The 16,688-nt window shown below is 33.9% G+C and carries 15 protein-coding genes; 13 read left to right on the top strand and 2 right to left on the bottom strand.

Annotation, left to right across the window (positions count from 1 at the left end; all coding sequences use genetic code 11):
- Positions 1–5: 5 nt before the first annotated feature.
- From Q1W72_RS04805 to Q1W72_RS04855, 11 genes are all read left to right on the top strand, one after another.
- Complete coding sequence (locus Q1W72_RS04805; RefSeq protein WP_282711526.1) at positions 6–677, top strand: DUF2461 domain-containing protein; 672 nt, start codon at positions 6–8, stop codon at positions 675–677.
- Positions 678–692: 15 nt separating this feature from the next.
- Positions 693–1,760 carry a glycosyltransferase gene (locus Q1W72_RS04810; RefSeq protein WP_302137503.1) on the top strand — a complete coding sequence of 356 codons (1,068 nt, stop codon included), beginning with the start codon at positions 693–695 and terminating at the stop codon, positions 1,758–1,760.
- A 2-nt stretch (positions 1,761–1,762) separates the two neighbouring features.
- Entirely contained in the window at positions 1,763–3,610 is a 1,848-nt protein-coding gene (gene asnB, locus Q1W72_RS04815; RefSeq protein ID WP_302137504.1) for an asparagine synthase (glutamine-hydrolyzing), read from the top strand.
- A 48-nt stretch (positions 3,611–3,658) separates the two neighbouring features.
- Positions 3,659–4,672, top strand: coding sequence for a UDP-N-acetylmuramate dehydrogenase (gene murB / locus Q1W72_RS04820; RefSeq protein WP_302137505.1), 1,014 nt, complete (start codon positions 3,659–3,661; stop codon positions 4,670–4,672).
- 125 nt (positions 4,673–4,797) lie between these two features.
- Positions 4,798–5,412, top strand: a complete 615-nt coding sequence (locus Q1W72_RS04825) for an FMN-binding negative transcriptional regulator (RefSeq protein WP_302137506.1) — start codon at positions 4,798–4,800, stop codon at positions 5,410–5,412.
- Between the two features lie 86 nt (positions 5,413–5,498).
- Complete coding sequence (locus tag Q1W72_RS04830; RefSeq protein ID WP_302137507.1) at positions 5,499–6,605, top strand: glycosyltransferase; 1,107 nt, start codon at positions 5,499–5,501, stop codon at positions 6,603–6,605.
- Positions 6,596–7,147, top strand: coding sequence for an RNA polymerase sigma factor (locus tag Q1W72_RS04835; protein WP_121341089.1), 552 nt, complete (start codon positions 6,596–6,598; stop codon positions 7,145–7,147). Before Q1W72_RS04830 ends, Q1W72_RS04835 begins: the two co-directional genes overlap by 10 nt.
- A 371-nt stretch (positions 7,148–7,518) precedes the next feature.
- Positions 7,519–8,340, top strand: a complete 822-nt coding sequence (locus tag Q1W72_RS04840; protein ID WP_302137508.1) for an energy transducer TonB — start codon at positions 7,519–7,521, stop codon at positions 8,338–8,340.
- Positions 8,341–8,687: 347 nt separating this feature from the next.
- Positions 8,688–9,557 (top strand): lipoyl synthase, encoded by an 870-nt coding sequence (lipA, locus tag Q1W72_RS04845; RefSeq protein ID WP_091171698.1) that lies wholly within the window; start codon positions 8,688–8,690, stop codon positions 9,555–9,557.
- Between the two features lie 67 nt (positions 9,558–9,624).
- Positions 9,625–10,620 carry a type I glyceraldehyde-3-phosphate dehydrogenase gene (gene gap, locus Q1W72_RS04850; protein WP_302137509.1) on the top strand — a complete coding sequence of 332 codons (996 nt, stop codon included), beginning with the start codon at positions 9,625–9,627 and terminating at the stop codon, positions 10,618–10,620.
- Positions 10,621–10,649: 29 nt separating this feature from the next.
- Positions 10,650–12,821 carry an ATP-binding protein gene (locus tag Q1W72_RS04855; RefSeq protein ID WP_302137510.1) on the top strand — a complete coding sequence of 724 codons (2,172 nt, stop codon included), beginning with the start codon at positions 10,650–10,652 and terminating at the stop codon, positions 12,819–12,821.
- 4 nt (positions 12,822–12,825) lie between these two features.
- Here the strand turns inward: Q1W72_RS04855 and Q1W72_RS04860 are convergent, their stop codons facing one another.
- A complete protein-coding gene (locus Q1W72_RS04860; RefSeq protein ID WP_302137511.1) occupies positions 12,826–13,638 on the bottom strand; it encodes a purine-nucleoside phosphorylase in 813 nt (270 codons plus the stop codon).
- Complete coding sequence (gene lpxK / locus Q1W72_RS04865) at positions 13,601–14,635, bottom strand: tetraacyldisaccharide 4'-kinase (RefSeq protein ID WP_099713296.1); 1,035 nt, start codon at positions 14,633–14,635, stop codon at positions 13,601–13,603. The genes Q1W72_RS04860 and lpxK overlap by 38 nt, the downstream gene beginning before the upstream one ends.
- 165 nt (positions 14,636–14,800) lie before the next feature.
- Here lpxK and Q1W72_RS04870 point away from each other — a divergent pair, with 165 nt between their 5' ends.
- Both Q1W72_RS04870 and Q1W72_RS04875 read left to right on the top strand, forming a co-directional pair.
- Positions 14,801–15,898: a Nif3-like dinuclear metal center hexameric protein gene (locus tag Q1W72_RS04870; protein ID WP_302137512.1), complete on the top strand. Its 1,098-nt coding sequence runs from the start codon at positions 14,801–14,803 to the stop codon at positions 15,896–15,898.
- A gap of 3 nt (positions 15,899–15,901) precedes the next feature.
- Positions 15,902–16,681, top strand: a complete 780-nt coding sequence (locus Q1W72_RS04875; protein WP_099713298.1) for a zinc ribbon domain-containing protein — start codon at positions 15,902–15,904, stop codon at positions 16,679–16,681.
- Positions 16,682–16,688: the final 7 nt, after the last annotated feature.

The following is a 16,688-nucleotide window of genomic DNA, read 5'->3' on the forward strand; positions in this document are numbered from 1 at the left end:
ACAAGATGCTTTCAAAAGATACACTACAATTTCTGGATGATTTAAAAGCCAACAATAATAGAGATTGGTTTTTGGAAAATAAAAAACGCTACGAAGCAGTCAAGAAAGATTACCAACAATTAGTTGGGGATTTTCTAGATACCATGAAACCGCTCGATCCATCGCTGGAAATGTTGGAAGTAAAAAATTGCACTTTTAGAATCAATCGTGACATTCGATTTTCTAAGGATAAAACTCCTTATAAATCGCATTTAGGCGTTTGGCTTTCTTCGGGAGCAAAAGGCATGAATCGCTCTGGTTATTACCTTCATTTAGAAAAAGGAGCCAGTTTTATTGCCGGTGGATTGTATTGCCCCGAAGCGCCAGATTTGAAAAAAATGCGTAAAGAAATTGCCTATTTCCATGATGATTTAGAAGCTATTCTTAACGAAAAAGATTTCAAAAGGGAATTTAAAGATTTTGATAGAAATGAAAAGGATACGCTAAAGAATCCGCCACGAGGATACGAAAAAGAACATCCTGCTATTGAATTTTTAAAATTGAAAAGTTTCGAATGTTCTCAAAGAATTGATATCTCCGAAGTAACAAAAAAGGATTTTGTTGCTACAATGAGTAAAAAATTGATTGCGCTTAAACCATTGAACGATTTTATAAATCGAGCTTTAACTTCTGAGTAATTATAATTTTCACTGATGAAAAAAAAGAAAATACTTTTTCTGGGAGAATCCTACAGAGCCGATGCCATCACTTGGATGAACGGTCTGAAGGAATTTGGTAATTTTGAAATCATTACTTGGGAATTAAAAACACCCAGCAATTGTATTCATAACCGAATTTTAAGGATTTTCGAATTCGAATTGGCTATTTTTAAAATCAAGAAAATAATAAAAACCCAACAACCGGATATGGTAATTGCGGAAAGAACCACCAGTTATGGTTTTCTTGCTGCATTATCCGGTGTAAAACCTGTTGCAATTGCACAACAAGGCAAAACCGATTTATGGCCTGAAAAATCAATTTCATTACCCTTAAAAAGACTCATTCAGAATTACGCTTTCAAAAAAGCAGATTTAATTCATGCTTGGGGACCCGTGATGACTATTTCTATGCTGGAAGCCAATGTAGATATGAATAAAGTTTTGGTTTTACCAAAAGGAATTGATCTGACTAAATTTGGGAATCAAAACAAGGCCAATCCAGAAAAAATTTGTGCCATAGTCACTCGTTCTTTATTACCGGAATACCGTCATGCTATTATTTTAAAATCGTTTGCAATTTTAAACCAAAAGGGAATAGATTTCGTACTTACCATTATAGGGGACGGATCCCAACTTTCGAAATTAAAAGATTTAGCAAAAGATTTAGGTATTGAAGACAAAGTCAACTTTACCGGAAGAATCCCAAATACTGAATTACCAAAATTATTGCAACAATCTAATATTTACATTAGTATGCCAATAACTGAAGGTGTTTCGGCGTCATTATTTGAAGCTATGGCTACGAATTGTTATCCAATTGTAACAGATATTGCAGGAAATCAGAGTTGGATTAAGCACCGCGAAAACGGACAATTAGTTACCGTTGATGATTACAAAATGCTGGCAGATGAATTAATCTGGGCATTTGAAAACAATAAACATCGAAACGAAGCCGTTTTAAAAAATAGAATATTTTTAGAAAAGAATGCAGATTACAACATAAATATGAAAATTATTGCCAATAAATACCACGAATTAATTAACACAAATAGCCCCAATTAACTATGTGTGGAATTAATGGAATGTTGCACTTACAATCACAAAAAAAAATTGACGAACGCGTTCTTGTAAAAATGCGTGATTCGCTGGAACATCGAGGCCCTGATGATAAAGGATTGTTTATAGAAAATAATATTGGCTTAGGACACCGAAGACTTTCAATTCTAGATGTTTCACTTGCCGGACACCAACCTTTCCTATCAGAAGACGGAAGATATGTACTAGTTTATAATGGCGAAATCTACAATTTCAGAGAATTTTATCCCGAGTTAAAAAGCAATGGATTTGACATCAGAACCACTTCGGACACTGAGGTTTTGATGAAATTATTTCAATTACATGGTTTAAAAATGCTCAACCGCCTCAACGGTATGTTTGCGTTTGCTATTTGGGATAAATTAGAGAAAAAACTAACTGTTGTTCGTGACAGAATGGGTGTTAAACCGTTATATTATTCTTTTTATAACGAAACTTTTTATTTCGCATCCGAGCAAAAAGCACTTTTCACAGCTGGAGTTCCTCTCAAAATGGCACAAGACGGGCTGGAAGAATATATTTTTAACCGATTTGTTGCTGGTGAAAACACCTTGTATCAAAACGTAAAAAAAGTTTTACCCGGACACATCATGACCATTCATGAAGGCGGAAAAACCACTAACAATAACTGGTGGAGTTTAAAAACCGAAATTCAAAACCAACCCGAAATAAAAAATCCGGTAGAATGGTTTCGAGAAACGTTTGATGATTCTATAAAAATGCGAATGGTAAGTGACGTTCCTGTGGGCGTTATGCTAAGTGGCGGCCTGGATTCTTCCTCAATTTTGGCTTCGTTACACCACCAAAATTACAAAGACATACAAACTTTTAATATTGGTTTTAAAGAGAAAGAACATAACGAAGCACATCTAGCTAAAATGATGGCAGAGAAGTTCGATTATGGGTTTCAAACCATGCAATTAGAGGATAAAAATCTTTATGACCAATTAATAAATGCTACTTATTTTCAGGATGAACCAATCATGCATTTAAGCGAACCGCACCTTTTAGCGGTTTCACAAATGGCAAAACCTTCCGTCAAAGTGTTACTTTCCGGTGAAGGCGCCGATGAGTTGATGGGTGGTTATGTGCGCTACAAAGCCTTACAATATCCATCTTTATTGAATTCCATCGCTTCCATTGGGAATCTGGATGTTTTTACAAAACAACCACGGTACGAAAAATTAACACGTTACGCCCAAATCAATAAAAAATCTGATTTAGTAATCTATAATGGCTCCAATATTTTTCCAAATGATATTGCGGAGACTTTTGGAATTAACACACCTCCAAACAACGAATACAGAAAAAAAATCTATAAAGAAGCAAAGTCATTGTATCCTGATAATTTACGCCGACAAGCACTTTATTTTGACCAACACACCTATTTATGTTCGCTTCTGGACAGGAATGACCGCTGTACAATGGGCGCATCCATAGAATGCAGGGAACCCTTTTTGGACCCGAGATTAATTGTTGGATTAGGATCATTAGAAGACAAATGGCTTTTTACAGGAAAAAAATGGAAATTCATTCTAAAAAAAGCAATGGAAGAACGTTTGCCAGATGAAATTCTAAAATTCAGAAAAGTAGGTTTAAGCGCACCTTGGGGAGATTACATTACAAAAAGTCCCGCTTTTAAAGACGAATTAGAATCTTTCTCGAAAAGTGATTTATTTCAAATACCTTATTTTGAACACATAAACATTCAAAAACTTGTTCAGAATTTACAAAAAGGGGAAGCTACGATGACTCCATACATTATGCCATTGTTTATGATGCATATCTGGATGAAAACGTATGCAACTAAATTTTAATCGTTACTTTTGGTGCGGAATAAAACAATTCAAAAAGCACTTTCTTTTATGGAAATAGTACCTAATTTCTCTTTAAAAAAATACAATACTTTTGGCATTGAAGCCAAAGCAAAACAGTTTGTTGCCGTTCATTCTGTGCCGGATTTAAAAACTATTTTACAAGAAAATAAATCACAGAAAAAATTTATTTTAGGCGGCGGAAGCAATATGCTTTTGACAAAAGATATTGATGCCCTTGTTATTCACATCGATTTGAAAGGCAAAAAAATCATTGAAGAAAATGATGATTTTGTCTGGGTCGAAAGTCAGGCTGGTGAAAGCTGGCATGAATTTGTGCTTTGGACCATCGACCAAAATTTTGGTGGCTTGGAAAACATGTCACTGATTCCTGGAAACGTTGGAACTACGCCAGTCCAAAACATTGGAGCTTATGGTACGGAAATTAAAGACACTTTTGTTTCCTGTGAAGCAATGACGATAGAAAATCAGGAAATGAAAACGTTCACAAAGGATGAATGTCATTTTGGATACCGAGAAAGCGTTTTTAAAAATGAAGTTAAAAATCAATATATTATTACATCCGTTGTTTTTAAACTGACAAAAACGAATCATAAAATCAATACTTCTTACGGAGATATTTCATCAGAATTAGCCAAAAACAACATCACAAATCCTACTTTGAAGGACGTAAGCAATGCTGTAATTGCCATTCGACAAAGCAAGTTACCCGACCCAAAAGAATTGGGAAATAGCGGTAGCTTCTTTAAAAATCCAATTTTATTGAAATCGGATTTTGAGAAAATTCATCAGCAATTTCCTGAAATGAAATATTTCGATATTTCAGAAACCGAAGTAAAAGTTCCTGCAGGTTGGCTAATTGAACAAGCCGGTTTCAAAGGAAAACGTTTTGGTGATGCCGGAATCCATAAAAATCAAGCTTTGGTTTTAGTGAATTATGGCAATGCTACAGGACAGGAAATTTTGAATGTTTCTAAGGATATTCAGGAGACTATTTTTAAAAGGTTTGGCATTCATATTGAAGCCGAAGTGAATGTGATTTAGATTTTAGCTGACAGTGTTCAGTCGCAGTTTTCAGTTTAAAAAAAATCGGAATTACATATTAATTTCAGATTGTCAACAACAAAATAGTATTTCAAAACTCCTAAATCCTAATTTTTAAATTAAAGATGTACACTCCAGAAATCTACAAAAACGAAAATCAAGAAGAGATCAAAAAATTTCTTCAAGAGAATAGCTTTGGTATTTTAATCAATCAAACCAATGGGAAATTATGCGCCACACATATTCCTTTGGAACTGGACACTAATAAAGAAGGCAAGGATGTTTTATACGGGCACATTTCCAAAGAAAACCCACAATGGAATGGCTTCATAGACAATGACCAAATTTTAGCAGTATTTTCAGGACCTCACAATTATATTTCTTCCTCTTGGTACGATCATGAAAATGTACCAACATGGAACTACATTGCCGTTCATGTGTATGGAAAAATCAAAACTATCGAAGGAGAAGCCGTCATCGAATCCTTAAAAAAGCTAGTTGATAAGTACGAACAAAATTCTGAAAACCCAGCTCGCGTAGAAGATTTATCTAAGAAAACCATGATGCAAACTCGTGGCATTGTAGCATTTGAAATTGAAATCACTGAAATCCAAGCTACGAAAAAATTATCTCAAAACAGGGACGGAAAAAATTATCAAAACATCATTTCTGAGTTAGAAAAAGCGAACACAAATCAGTCCGTCGCTATTGCGAATGAGATGAAGAAATGTCCAATATAAATTCTTTCGAAATTCACAGATTGTATTTAACAATTCACAATTCTATTCATACCTTTGCACTCGATTTAAAAACTCATTAAACTCAGATGCTTATACTAATTCTTTACTTTTTTATTTTTATTGTTGTTGTTCAAATTTCGTACTATCTAGGTGTTTTTGGAAAATTTGCTTTCGCCAAAGCGCAGAAAACAACCCCAAAAAGAATCCCGATTTCGGTGATTGTCTGCGCCAAAAATGAAGAAGAAAATGTAGCTAATTTTATTCCTCTGCTTGCGGAACAAAACTATCCTGATTTCGAAATTGTTCTGATTGACGATGCTTCAAGTGACGCTACTTTGGATGTTTTTGAAGGTTTTGAAAAGCAATATCCTAATGTTCGTCTGGTAAAAGTGGAGAACAACGAAGCCTTTTGGGGAAACAAAAAATACGCATTGACTCTAGGAATAAAAGCCGCCAAAAAAGAGTATTTATTATTCACAGATGCTGATTGTTATCCAACTTCAAAAGAATGGATAACAGCAATGAGCTCTCAATTTACCATGCAAAAGACAATTGTTTTGGGTTATGGTAAGTATGAAAAAATTCCTAATTCATTGCTGAATAAAATAATTCGTTTTGAAACTTTATTGACGGCTATTCAATATTTTTCATGGGCAAAAATTGGACATCCTTATATGGGCGTGGGTAGAAATTTAGCCTATAAAAAAGAGGAATTTTTCAATGTAAATGGATTCATCGAACACATGCAGATTCGTTCTGGTGATGATGATTTATTTATAAACCAAGCCGCAAAAGCTAAAAACACAACTATTGCCTACACAGCGGAAAGTTTTACACTTTCTAAACCAAAAACCACCTACAAAGACTGGTTGACCCAAAAAAGAAGGCATATTGCTACGGCAAATTATTACAAACCTCTTGACAAATTACAGTTAGGAGCATTCTATTGTTCACAATTACTATTTATTATATTACCAATCATATTGTTAGCCTTCCAGTTTCAATGGATATTAGTTTTAAGCTTAATCGCGTTACGTTATCTTGTGGCATGGATTGTGGTAGGATTTTCGGCAGGTAAACTTAAAGAAAATGATATTAAATTCTGGTTTCCTATCGTTGAAATAGTACTTATCTTAACACAAATCAATATCTTTATAACTAATATATTCTCAAAACCGGTACATTGGAAATAAACAAACAAATAGAAAAAGCAAAACAAGGTGATCAGGTTGCCTTCACTTTTCTATTGGATTATTATTGGAATGAAGTGTATGGTTTTATGCTCAAACGCACCGAAAATGAAACTAATGCCGAGGACATTACCATTGAAACATTCTCTAAAGCGTTCGATAAAATAGCCACATACAACTCGGAATTCCAGTTTAATACTTGGCTTATTGCTATTGCAAAAAACGTACACATCGATTTATTACGAAAAAAAAAATCAAGTCTTTTTGTCGAAATTACCGATGAACAAGATCAGCAAGCCTACAATATTGCTGACACTACTCCATCAGCAGAAGATGAATTGATTACCGAGCAAAATCTTTCTCAGTTATTGCAATTCATCAAAGAATTGAAACCACATTATCAAGAAGTGATTCAGTTGCGCTATTTTCAGGAAATGAGTTACCAGGAAATTGCCAATAAAATTGATGAACCTTTGAGCAATGTTAAGATTAAATTGCTTCGCGCCAAAAAACTTCTGGCAGAAATCATTCAGAATAAAAGGTAGCTTTATTTTAAACTACATAACAAATCCCTTAGAAGTCAATCATTATATGTTTTATGCACACCAGCATAAGGAAATCCATTTCAAATACAAATTGGATTTAAATATGCTTTTTAAATCCTACTAACAGAATTATTTAATACAAGAACAAAGCGCATTCATTGATTTGGATGCGCTTTTTTTATGAATTAACCCAATTTTAAGGATTAACCAGATAAATCAATCAACGTTCTCGTTAAATAAATAAACATAAAACTAAATAAATCAAAAATAATTATTAAATTTATATACTAAAATTCTTATTTTACACGTTATAAAAATAAAACACCTATGCTTATGATTTAATTACTACTTAACCACTAAATCCATAAATTATGTCAAAACTAAGCATTTACGAGACCGGTTGGATTAACCTTGTTTTCCAAGACCGAAACAAAGAATATGGAGCGTATCAATTACGTCAGGAAAGTACTAAAACATCATTAACGGCACTTTTTATGGGTGTATTATTTTTATCGGGGGCTTTAAGTATTCCCGTAATCATTTCCTATCTGAATCCCAATAAAGGAATCACGATGGGTATTCCTGAACTTACGAATACTGTTGTCCAACTTACTGACATAATTCCGAATCAGCTTGAAGAAAAAAAGACTCTTCCTGAGATAAAAACTAAAGCTGTTGAAGTCCCAGTTACAAGCGAAAAACTTGTTAATCCTGTAATTGTTCAGGCTTCACAAGCAAATCAGGACATTGCAAAAAACACCGACAATACTAGCGTAACAAATACAAGCACTGAAGGAACTGGAACTATTGGTATAAACCCAACTTCTTCCTCGGGAACTGGAACTGAAAGCGTAACGCCCGTTGATTTGGGAAATACTATTGTAAACAGCGTTGCTTTGGATAAACTTCCTGAGTTCCCAGGTGGAATTAATAAGTTCTATACTTATGTGGGTAATAATTTTGAAAAACAAGAAATAGACGGTAGCGGTTCGATTCGGGTATATGTTTCTTTTGTAATTGAAAGAGACGGAAGCATGACTGACATTCAGGTAAAAAGAGATCCTGGTTATGGCTTGGGAAAAGAAGCCGTTCGTGTGTTGAAATCCTTGAAAACAAAATGGTCACCTGGAATGATTGATGGAAAAGCAGTACGAACTGCCTATAACCTTCCCATTACGGTACAGATGAATTAAATATAAAAAGAAAAGCTTCAATTAATTTTGAAGCTTTTCTTTTTAATACCTTTTTATTTTTTTTTACATTTTTTCCAAAACAACAAAAATTCTAATGTAGCCCTGATTACTTCACAAAACCTTTATTTAATTTAGGAGTTTAGTGAATTACACTTGCAGCGGTATCACATGCTCATTGCGAGAAACGCAGCGATTAGTGTGAATATAACGAAAAGCAGGAAGACTATTTCCTAAAAACAAGCAAATAGTATACTCCTAAAACATCCATTTCTCTTTCTTCAAATAAACAAATAAAGGAATCCACAAATAAACTACATTCCTTATCTTTGTGCTCTGAAAATTGATATATGGAAACTGTTTTAGAAAATACTTTACCTGTGGGGAAACCGAAATGGTTGAAGGTAAAACTCCCAATAGGCCAAAAATATACAGAGCTTCGCGGCTTAGTTGATAAATATAGTTTGAACACGATTTGTACTTCGGGAAGCTGCCCAAATATGGGTGAATGCTGGGGCGAAGGAACGGCTACATTTATGATTTTAGGAAATGTATGTACGCGTTCTTGTGGTTTTTGTGGTGTAAAAACCGGAAGACCAGAAACGGTGGACTGGGATGAACCTGAAAAAGTGGCGCGTTCTATCAAAATCATGAATATTAAACATGCCGTAATCACCAGCGTTGACAGAGATGACTTGAAAGATGGAGGCTCCATTATTTGGATTGAAACCGTGAAAGCTATCCGAAGAATGAACCCAAACACAACACTGGAAACTCTGATTCCTGATTTTCAAGGTATCGAAAGAAATATTGATAGAATCGTAGAAGCGAATCCTGAAGTGGTTTCTCATAATGTGGAAACGGTTCGCAGATTGACACGTGAAGTGCGCATTCAGGCCAAATACGACCGAAGTCTGGAAGTGTTGCGCTACTTGAAAGAAAAAGGAATCAACAGAACAAAGTCTGGAATTATGTTGGGCCTTGGCGAACAAGAAGAGGAAGTTTATCAAACGATGCGAGATTTGCGTGAAGCCAATGTTGATATTGTAACGATAGGCCAATACTTGCAACCGAGTAAAAAACACTTACCGGTAAAAGAATTTATAACACCAGAACAATTTGCAAAATACGAGCAATTTGGTTTGGAATTAGGTTTCCGCCATGTAGAAAGCGGGCCGTTAGTTCGTTCATCTTACAAAGCACAAAAACATATTTTATAAATAGTTTATTCGTTTATTTGTTTAATCGGTTAACCAAATAAACGAATAAACGAATAAACGAATCCATTTGAAAACAAGAATTGCCATAAATGGTTTTGGAAGAATCGGCAGGAATTTATTCCGATTACTTTTAAACCATACTTCTATAGAAGTTGTTGCCATAAATGATATTGCCGATAAAAAGACAATGGCGCATTTAGTAAAATACGACAGTATTCACGGTGTGTTACCATTCGCAGTCAGCGATGATGAAAAAGGAATTCTGGTCGATGGAAATCATTTTTTGTTTTTCCATGAAAAAAGCATTTCAAACCTGGATTGGAAAAGTTTAGATATTGATTACGTAGTTGAATCTACCGGTAAATACAAAACTTTTGAAGAACTGAATTCCCATATTATTTCTGGCGCCAAAAAAGTGATTCTTTCTGCACCTTCGGAAGTAGACACTATAAAAACGGTAGTGCTCGGTGTAAATGATTTTATTCTTGACGGCACTGAAACTATCATTTCGAATGCCAGTTGTACCACGAATAATGCAGCACCGATGATTAAAGTGATCAATGAGCTTTGCGGTATAGAACAAGCGTACATCACTACCATACATTCCTACACGACAGACCAAAGTTTGCACGATCAACCTCATAAAGATTTACGTCGCGCTCGCGGGGCAAGTCAGTCCATCGTACCCACAACAACTGGAGCGGCAAAAGCATTGACAAAAATTTTTCCTGAGTTTGAAGGTAAAATTGGCGGTTGCGGTATACGAGTACCCGTTCCTGATGGTTCTTTGACTGATATTACTTTCAATGTAAAACGAGCGGTGACTATAAATGAGATTAACAACGCGTTCAAAATTGCGGCACAAACAAATTTAAAAGGGATATTGGATTATACTGAAGACCCAATTGTTTCTGTTGATGTGATTGGCAATAAAAATTCATGTATATTTGATGCACAACTAACTTCTGTTATTGATAAAATGGTAAAAGTTGTTGGGTGGTATGATAATGAAATAGGTTATTTGTCCAGGATTATTGATTTAATTCTTTTAACAAAAAAATAAAATAACCCCAAGAAAAAATTCAGTTGTAAATGAAGTATTTTTTTGCTTTTATTGTTTTTTTTTACTCTTCATTGTATTCTCAACCCAATGAGGAAACAGACAGCACAGCATATTACAGCAGTTTAAGCAATTCCAATATTCAGACAAATAATTATAAAGAGGCGTTATTGCATACTCAAAAAGCAATAGATTACGCTGAAAAAAACAAGAATATTAAAGACCAAGCGCAGCAAACTTTTAATCTTGGAAAAATTTATTTTGATTTAAAAAAATACGATGATGCAATAGAAACGTTACTGAAAAGTGCTGCATTATTTTCGAATTTTGAACCCAGTTTAGAGCGTTCTGCAACCTACTATCATATTGGTTTGTGCTACATGCAAAAGCAAAATTATGACAGAGCTTCAATATATTTTGAGAGAGCAAAATCTATCAATGATAAATTACGAGTTCCTGATACTGCTGAATTATTTAACCTTCAAAAAGGGCTCATTTACAAATCAAAGAATAAAATAGATTTAGCATTATCTTCTTTTAAATTTATAATTGCAAAGCCTGACAATGCAGCTTTGACAAACACTAAAGCAGAAGCCACTTATCAAATAGGAAAAATTGAAGCCATTAGAAATAGGAACAACTTAGCTTTAAACTATCTGAATAAAGCATTAGAATTAAACAGTAAATCTGAAAATCTAGAACAGAAATCAAATATTTTGCTTGCCTTGAGTGATGTTTATGAAAAAACGTTAGATAAAAATAACGCCTATTTCTATTTAAAACAACATCTCAATTTAAAAGAAAATATAACAATTCTGAACAACGAAAGACTTGGTATAGATGATTACCAAAAGTTCAAAGAAACAGAAAAATTAAAAGAAATTGCACAAGCCAATTATGAAAATAAGGAGCAGGAAAAGGCCAATAAATTTTCTAAACTAATCAGTATTTTCGCCATTGCCTTAATTTCAATTTTATCTTTATTAAGTCTATCCTTGTACAAAAATAACATCATTAGAAATCAGTCTAATTTATTGTTGCAAGAAAAAAATAAAGAATTAGAAATTGCTAAAGACAAAGCAGAAAAAGCATCCAAAGCGAGATCTGAATTTCTATCAACTGTAAGCCATGAACTTCGAACTCCATTGAATGCCATCAACGGTATCACTCACTTATTATTGGAAGAAAACCCAAAGAAAAATCAATTGGACTACTTATCTTCCTTAAAATTTTCAGGAGATTATTTGACAAAATTCATCAATGAAATTTTAGAAATTAATAAAATTGATTCTCACAAATCAGAAATTGAATACACCAGTTTTAATCTGAAAAAATTATTGGAAGACATCAAACATTCTTTGAAAGAATTGGCTGTGGTGAACAACAACGATTTTAAACTTGAAGTTGATGCTGCTATTCCGGATTATTTAATTGGTGATCCAACAAAATTATCACAGATAATAATGAACTTGATCAACAATGCCCTAAAGTTCACAAAAAATGGAAACGTTACCGTTATCACCCATCTTGAAACATTAGAGGATAAAAAAGCTACTTTGTATTTTGAAATAACCGACACAGGAATAGGAATACCAGAAGACAAATTAAGTAGTGTTTTTGATAGTTTTTCGCAAGGCTCCATAGAAGTGAATCGCAAATATGGTGGCACCGGTTTAGGATTGACTATCGTAAAAAAATTAATCAAAATCCTTGGTGGACATATCAAACTTAAAAGTGTGGTAGGCGAAGGTTCTACATTTTCATTTAACTTAGAATTCCAAATAAGTCCGCAACAGGAATCTCAAATTGAGAAAAAACCAATGATAAAATACGATGCCGCTAAATTAGTAAATAAGAAAATCCTATTGGTTGAAGATAATAAAATCAACCAAATGATTACCCAGAAAATGTTGGATAATAAAGGAATTATCTGCGAAATAATTGACAACGGTGAGGAAGCAATCGATTTATTAAAAACTAATACATTCGATTTAGTTCTTATGGATGTTCACTTACCTGGCATAAACGGAACAATTGCAACGGAAACAATACGAACATTTGACAAGGTTACTCCTATCATTGCGCTTACTGCAATCTCATTACATGAAAACCGCGAAATGCTTTTATCGTTCGGAATGAATGAAGTAATCACTAAACCATTTGTGCCTGAGGAATTTTACAGTGTAATCGCTGAATATATTTAGATTTCTAATAGTTTAAAATCAATTCTTTAATAAGACTTCTTACTTTTGGCTCTGCATTTTTCGCTGCTTCCAATACTTCGTCATGTGAAATAGTCCCAATACTTTCTTCATTTCCCATATCAGTAATTACTGAAATACCAAATGTTTCCAAATCCATATGTCGCGCCACAATCACTTCGGGAACAGTTGACATTCCTACACAATCTGCACCAAGAATTTTTACCATTTTATATTCAGCCAAGGTTTCAAAAGTTGGTCCTTGTAAACCCAGATAAATTCCTTCATGAACTTCGATGTTCAATACTTTAGCCAGTTCAGTAGCTTTGGTAATCATTTTTCTCGAATACGGTTCACACATATTTACAAAACGAGGTCCAAAACGTTCGTCATTTTTTCCACGCAAAGGATGTTCAGGTGTCATATTGATATGATCTGTAATCATGACAATAGAACCCACTTTGTAACTTGGATTTACACCACCCGAAGCATTTGAAACTATTAATTTCTCAACTCCTAAAAATTTCATCACTCGCACCGGAAAAGTAACTTCAGTCATAGAATATCCTTCATAGAAATGAAATTGTCCTTGCATAGCAACAACTTTTTTATCTCCTATTGTTCCAAAAACCAATGCCCCTTTATGACCTTGCACTGTCGAAACAGGAAAGTTTAGAATTTCATGATAAGGCAACGTATACTCTACTTTCATTTCATCTGTAAAACTCCCCAAACCTGAACCTAAAATCACACCATATTCTGGTGTAAAATTGATTTTTCCTTTAATCTGACTTACCGTTTCTTGTACTTGTTCCCACATAATCTATAATTGTTTTATCAAAATTTTCACTTCCCGAAACGAAAGAACTTTGTATTGGTAAATAAAAAAGTTGTTCGCTTGGCAAACTTCCTTTTAATCGTACATAATCTTTTTCGGTAGTGATAATAATGTTATTTTGAGCTAAATTTTTAATTTCTAAAATGTCTTTATCGGTAAAATTATGATGGTCCGGAAAAGACAAACAGACATCATTGGTATCTTGCAAATAGGCAAAAAACGGTTCCGGTTTTGCAATTCCTGCCACCAGTAATTTAGCCGCCGATTGAATTTCATTTACATTTATCTTCCTATTCTCTGCGTAAATAAAATCTTCGTATGCAATAAAAGTAAAGTACAATTCCTGATCTTCAGAAACTTTTAATCTGTTCTTAATATCATACTGTTGTTCGAGCGAAAGATTAAAAGGACATTTGGTTACAATAATAACGTTCGCTCTTTTTGCTCCGCTTCGGCTTTCGCGCAAATTTCCGGTTGGCAACATAAAATCATCCGAATACAAATCACCGTAAGAAGTGAGTAAAATATAAAAACCCGCTTTTACTTTTCGATGTTGAAAAGCGTCATCAAGCAGAATCACTTCTGGTTTTTCTTGTTGCGAAAGCAATTGTTCAATTCCATTTTTCCTATCGGCATCAACTGCAACTTGGATAGTTGCAAATTTTTTATAGAACTGAAAAGGTTCATCGCCAAGAATGGCTGCATTTGAACTGGCTTCCGCCAAAATAAAACCTTTAGATTGCCTTTTATACCCGCGACTTAACGTAGCAATTTTATATTTATCCGTAAGCAAGCGAATCAAATATTCAATTTGTGGTGTTTTTCCGGTTCCGCCAACACTAAGATTTCCAACAGCAATAATGGGTAAATCAAAAGAATAGGATTTTAAAATCCCTTTATCGAAAAGAAAATTCCGAATACTCGTTATCAAACCATACAAAATGGCAAACGGAAACAGTAATTTTCGCAGTAAATTCATTATACGAAAGTAGAATATTTTATTTTAAAGTTGATTTGTTTATTCGTTAATTTGTTTATTCGAAATTCCAGAATTAAACAATCAAGAATCTGATGTTATGAAATCGAAGATTATTGCATCCGTTAGCCTTTTAGGCTAGGGTCACAAATACTAAAAAACTAAACGATGAGTAAAATCAAAGAAATAATTTCCGTACTCGAAGAAATGGCACCACTCGCCTATGCTGAAGATTTTGACAATGTGGGATTATTGGTAGGAGACCAAGAATCTGAAGCAACTGGAATTCTGGTTTGCCATGATGCTTTAGAAAATATAATTGAAGAAGCGATTGCAAAAAATTGCAATATGGTGGTTTGTTTTCATCCCATATTATTTTCAGGTTTAAAAAAAATAACGGGAAAAAATTATGTGGAGCGAGCCGTAATTAAAGCCATAAAAAATGATATTGCCATTTATGCCGTTCACACCGCTCTAGACAATCATCAAGAAGGCGTGAATAAAATATTCAGTGACGCATTAGGATTGATAAATACTAAAATCCTGATTCCGAAGGAAAATTTCATTCGGAAATTAGTGACATATACAATTCCTGAAAATGCAGAAGAGGTGCGAAATGCATTATTTGATGCTGGAGCGGGAACTATTGGAAATTATGAAAATTGCAGTTTTAATTCGAAAGGAATTGGAACCTACATGGGAAACGAACATAGCAATCCACAAGTTGGAGAACGATTTGAGTTTGTACAAGGCGACGAAATTAAAATCGAAGTCACTTTCGAAAAACATTTGGAAAACAAAATCCTAAAAGCATTATTCAAAAGTCACGCGTATGAAGAAGTGGCGTATGAAGTTTATGAGTTGCAAAACAAGCATCAAAATATTGGTTTGGGAATGATTGGCGAATTAAAAAATCCCATGAGTGAAAAAGAGTTTCTCCTTTTTACAAAAGAAAAAATGGAATGCGGTGGCATTCGACATTCTAACTTCACAGGAAAAGAAATAAAAAAAGTAGCCGTTCTTGGCGGAGCAGGAAGTTTTGCAATAAAAAATGCGATTCAGGCTGGAGCAGATGCGTATTTGACTGCTGATTTAAAATATCATCAGTTTTATGAAGCCGAAAATCAACTACTATTAGCTGATATTGGACATTTTGAAAGCGAACGCTATACAAAAAATTATATTGTTGAGTATCTTCGGAAAAAAATCCTTAATTTTGCAGTTATTTTATCAGAAGAAAATTCAAATCCAGTTAAGTACTTATAGAATATGGCGAATACGAAAGAATTAAGTGTTGAGGACAAGTTAAGAGCAATTTACGATTTACAACTTATTGACTCTAGAATTGACGAAATCAGAAACGTAAGAGGAGAACTTCCTTTAGAAGTGGAAGATTTAGAAGATGAAGTGGCTGGTTTAAGCACACGTTCAGAAAAATTGAAAAGTGAACTTGAAGTTATCGAAGATCTTATCAAGGTAAAAAAGAATGCAATTGATGAGCACAAAGAGGCTATCAAAAAATATACGAAACAACAAGAAACGGTTCGTAACAACAGAGAATTTAATTCGTTGACTAAAGAAGTTGAGTTTCAAGAATTAGAAATTCAATTGTCTGAAAAACAAATTAAAGAAATGAAAGCTTCTATCGAACACAAGAAAGAAGTAATTTCAAATTCAAAAGAAAGATTAGAAGCAAAATCTAATCACTTGAAGCATAAAAAATCAGAATTAGACGCTATCATGGCAGAAACTGCTAAAGAAGAAGCATTCTTATCTGAAAAATCAGCTGAATACCAAGGACTAATCGAAGAAAGATTATTAGCTGCTTACACTAGAATCAGAACTAGCGTTCGTAATGGTTTAGCAGTAGTTTCTATTGAAAGAGGTGCATCTGCAGGATCATTCTTTACTATTCCCCCTCAGACACAAGTAGAAATTGCTTCAAGAAAAAAAATCATTACTGATGAACATTCAGGAAGAATATTAGTAGACAGCGTATTAGCTGACGAAGAAAAAGAGAAAATGGAACAGTTGTTTTCTAAATTCTAATTACATT

The sequence above is a fragment of the Flavobacterium sp. ZE23DGlu08 genome (genome assembly GCF_030505335.1).
Classification (GTDB): Bacteria; Bacteroidota; Bacteroidia; order Flavobacteriales; family Flavobacteriaceae; genus Flavobacterium; species Flavobacterium algoritolerans.

Bases quoted from the DNA above. Each gene is read 5' to 3' on its own strand.
- Q1W72_RS04805 (WP_282711526.1), top strand. From the start codon at position 6: ATGCTTTCAAAAGATACACTACAATTTCTGGATGATTTAAAAGCCAAC.
- Q1W72_RS04810 (WP_302137503.1), top strand. From the start codon at position 693: ATGAAAAAAAAGAAAATACTTTTTCTGGGAGAATCCTACAGAGCCGAT.
- asnB (WP_302137504.1), top strand. From the start codon at position 1,763: ATGTGTGGAATTAATGGAATGTTGCACTTACAATCACAAAAAAAAATT.
- murB (WP_302137505.1), top strand. From the start codon at position 3,659: ATGGAAATAGTACCTAATTTCTCTTTAAAAAAATACAATACTTTTGGC.
- Q1W72_RS04825 (WP_302137506.1), top strand. From the start codon at position 4,798: ATGTACACTCCAGAAATCTACAAAAACGAAAATCAAGAAGAGATCAAA.
- Q1W72_RS04830 (WP_302137507.1), top strand. From the start codon at position 5,499: ATGCTTATACTAATTCTTTACTTTTTTATTTTTATTGTTGTTGTTCAA.
- Q1W72_RS04840 (WP_302137508.1), top strand. From the start codon at position 7,519: ATGTCAAAACTAAGCATTTACGAGACCGGTTGGATTAACCTTGTTTTC.
- lipA (WP_091171698.1), top strand. From the start codon at position 8,688: ATGGAAACTGTTTTAGAAAATACTTTACCTGTGGGGAAACCGAAATGG.
- Q1W72_RS04855 (WP_302137510.1), top strand. From the start codon at position 10,650: ATGAAGTATTTTTTTGCTTTTATTGTTTTTTTTTACTCTTCATTGTAT.
- Q1W72_RS04860 (WP_302137511.1), bottom strand. From the start codon at position 13,638: ATGTGGGAACAAGTACAAGAAACGGTAAGTCAGATTAAAGGAAAAATC.
- lpxK (WP_099713296.1), bottom strand. From the start codon at position 14,635: ATGAATTTACTGCGAAAATTACTGTTTCCGTTTGCCATTTTGTATGGT.
- Q1W72_RS04870 (WP_302137512.1), top strand. From the start codon at position 14,801: ATGAGTAAAATCAAAGAAATAATTTCCGTACTCGAAGAAATGGCACCA.
- Q1W72_RS04875 (WP_099713298.1), top strand. From the start codon at position 15,902: ATGGCGAATACGAAAGAATTAAGTGTTGAGGACAAGTTAAGAGCAATT.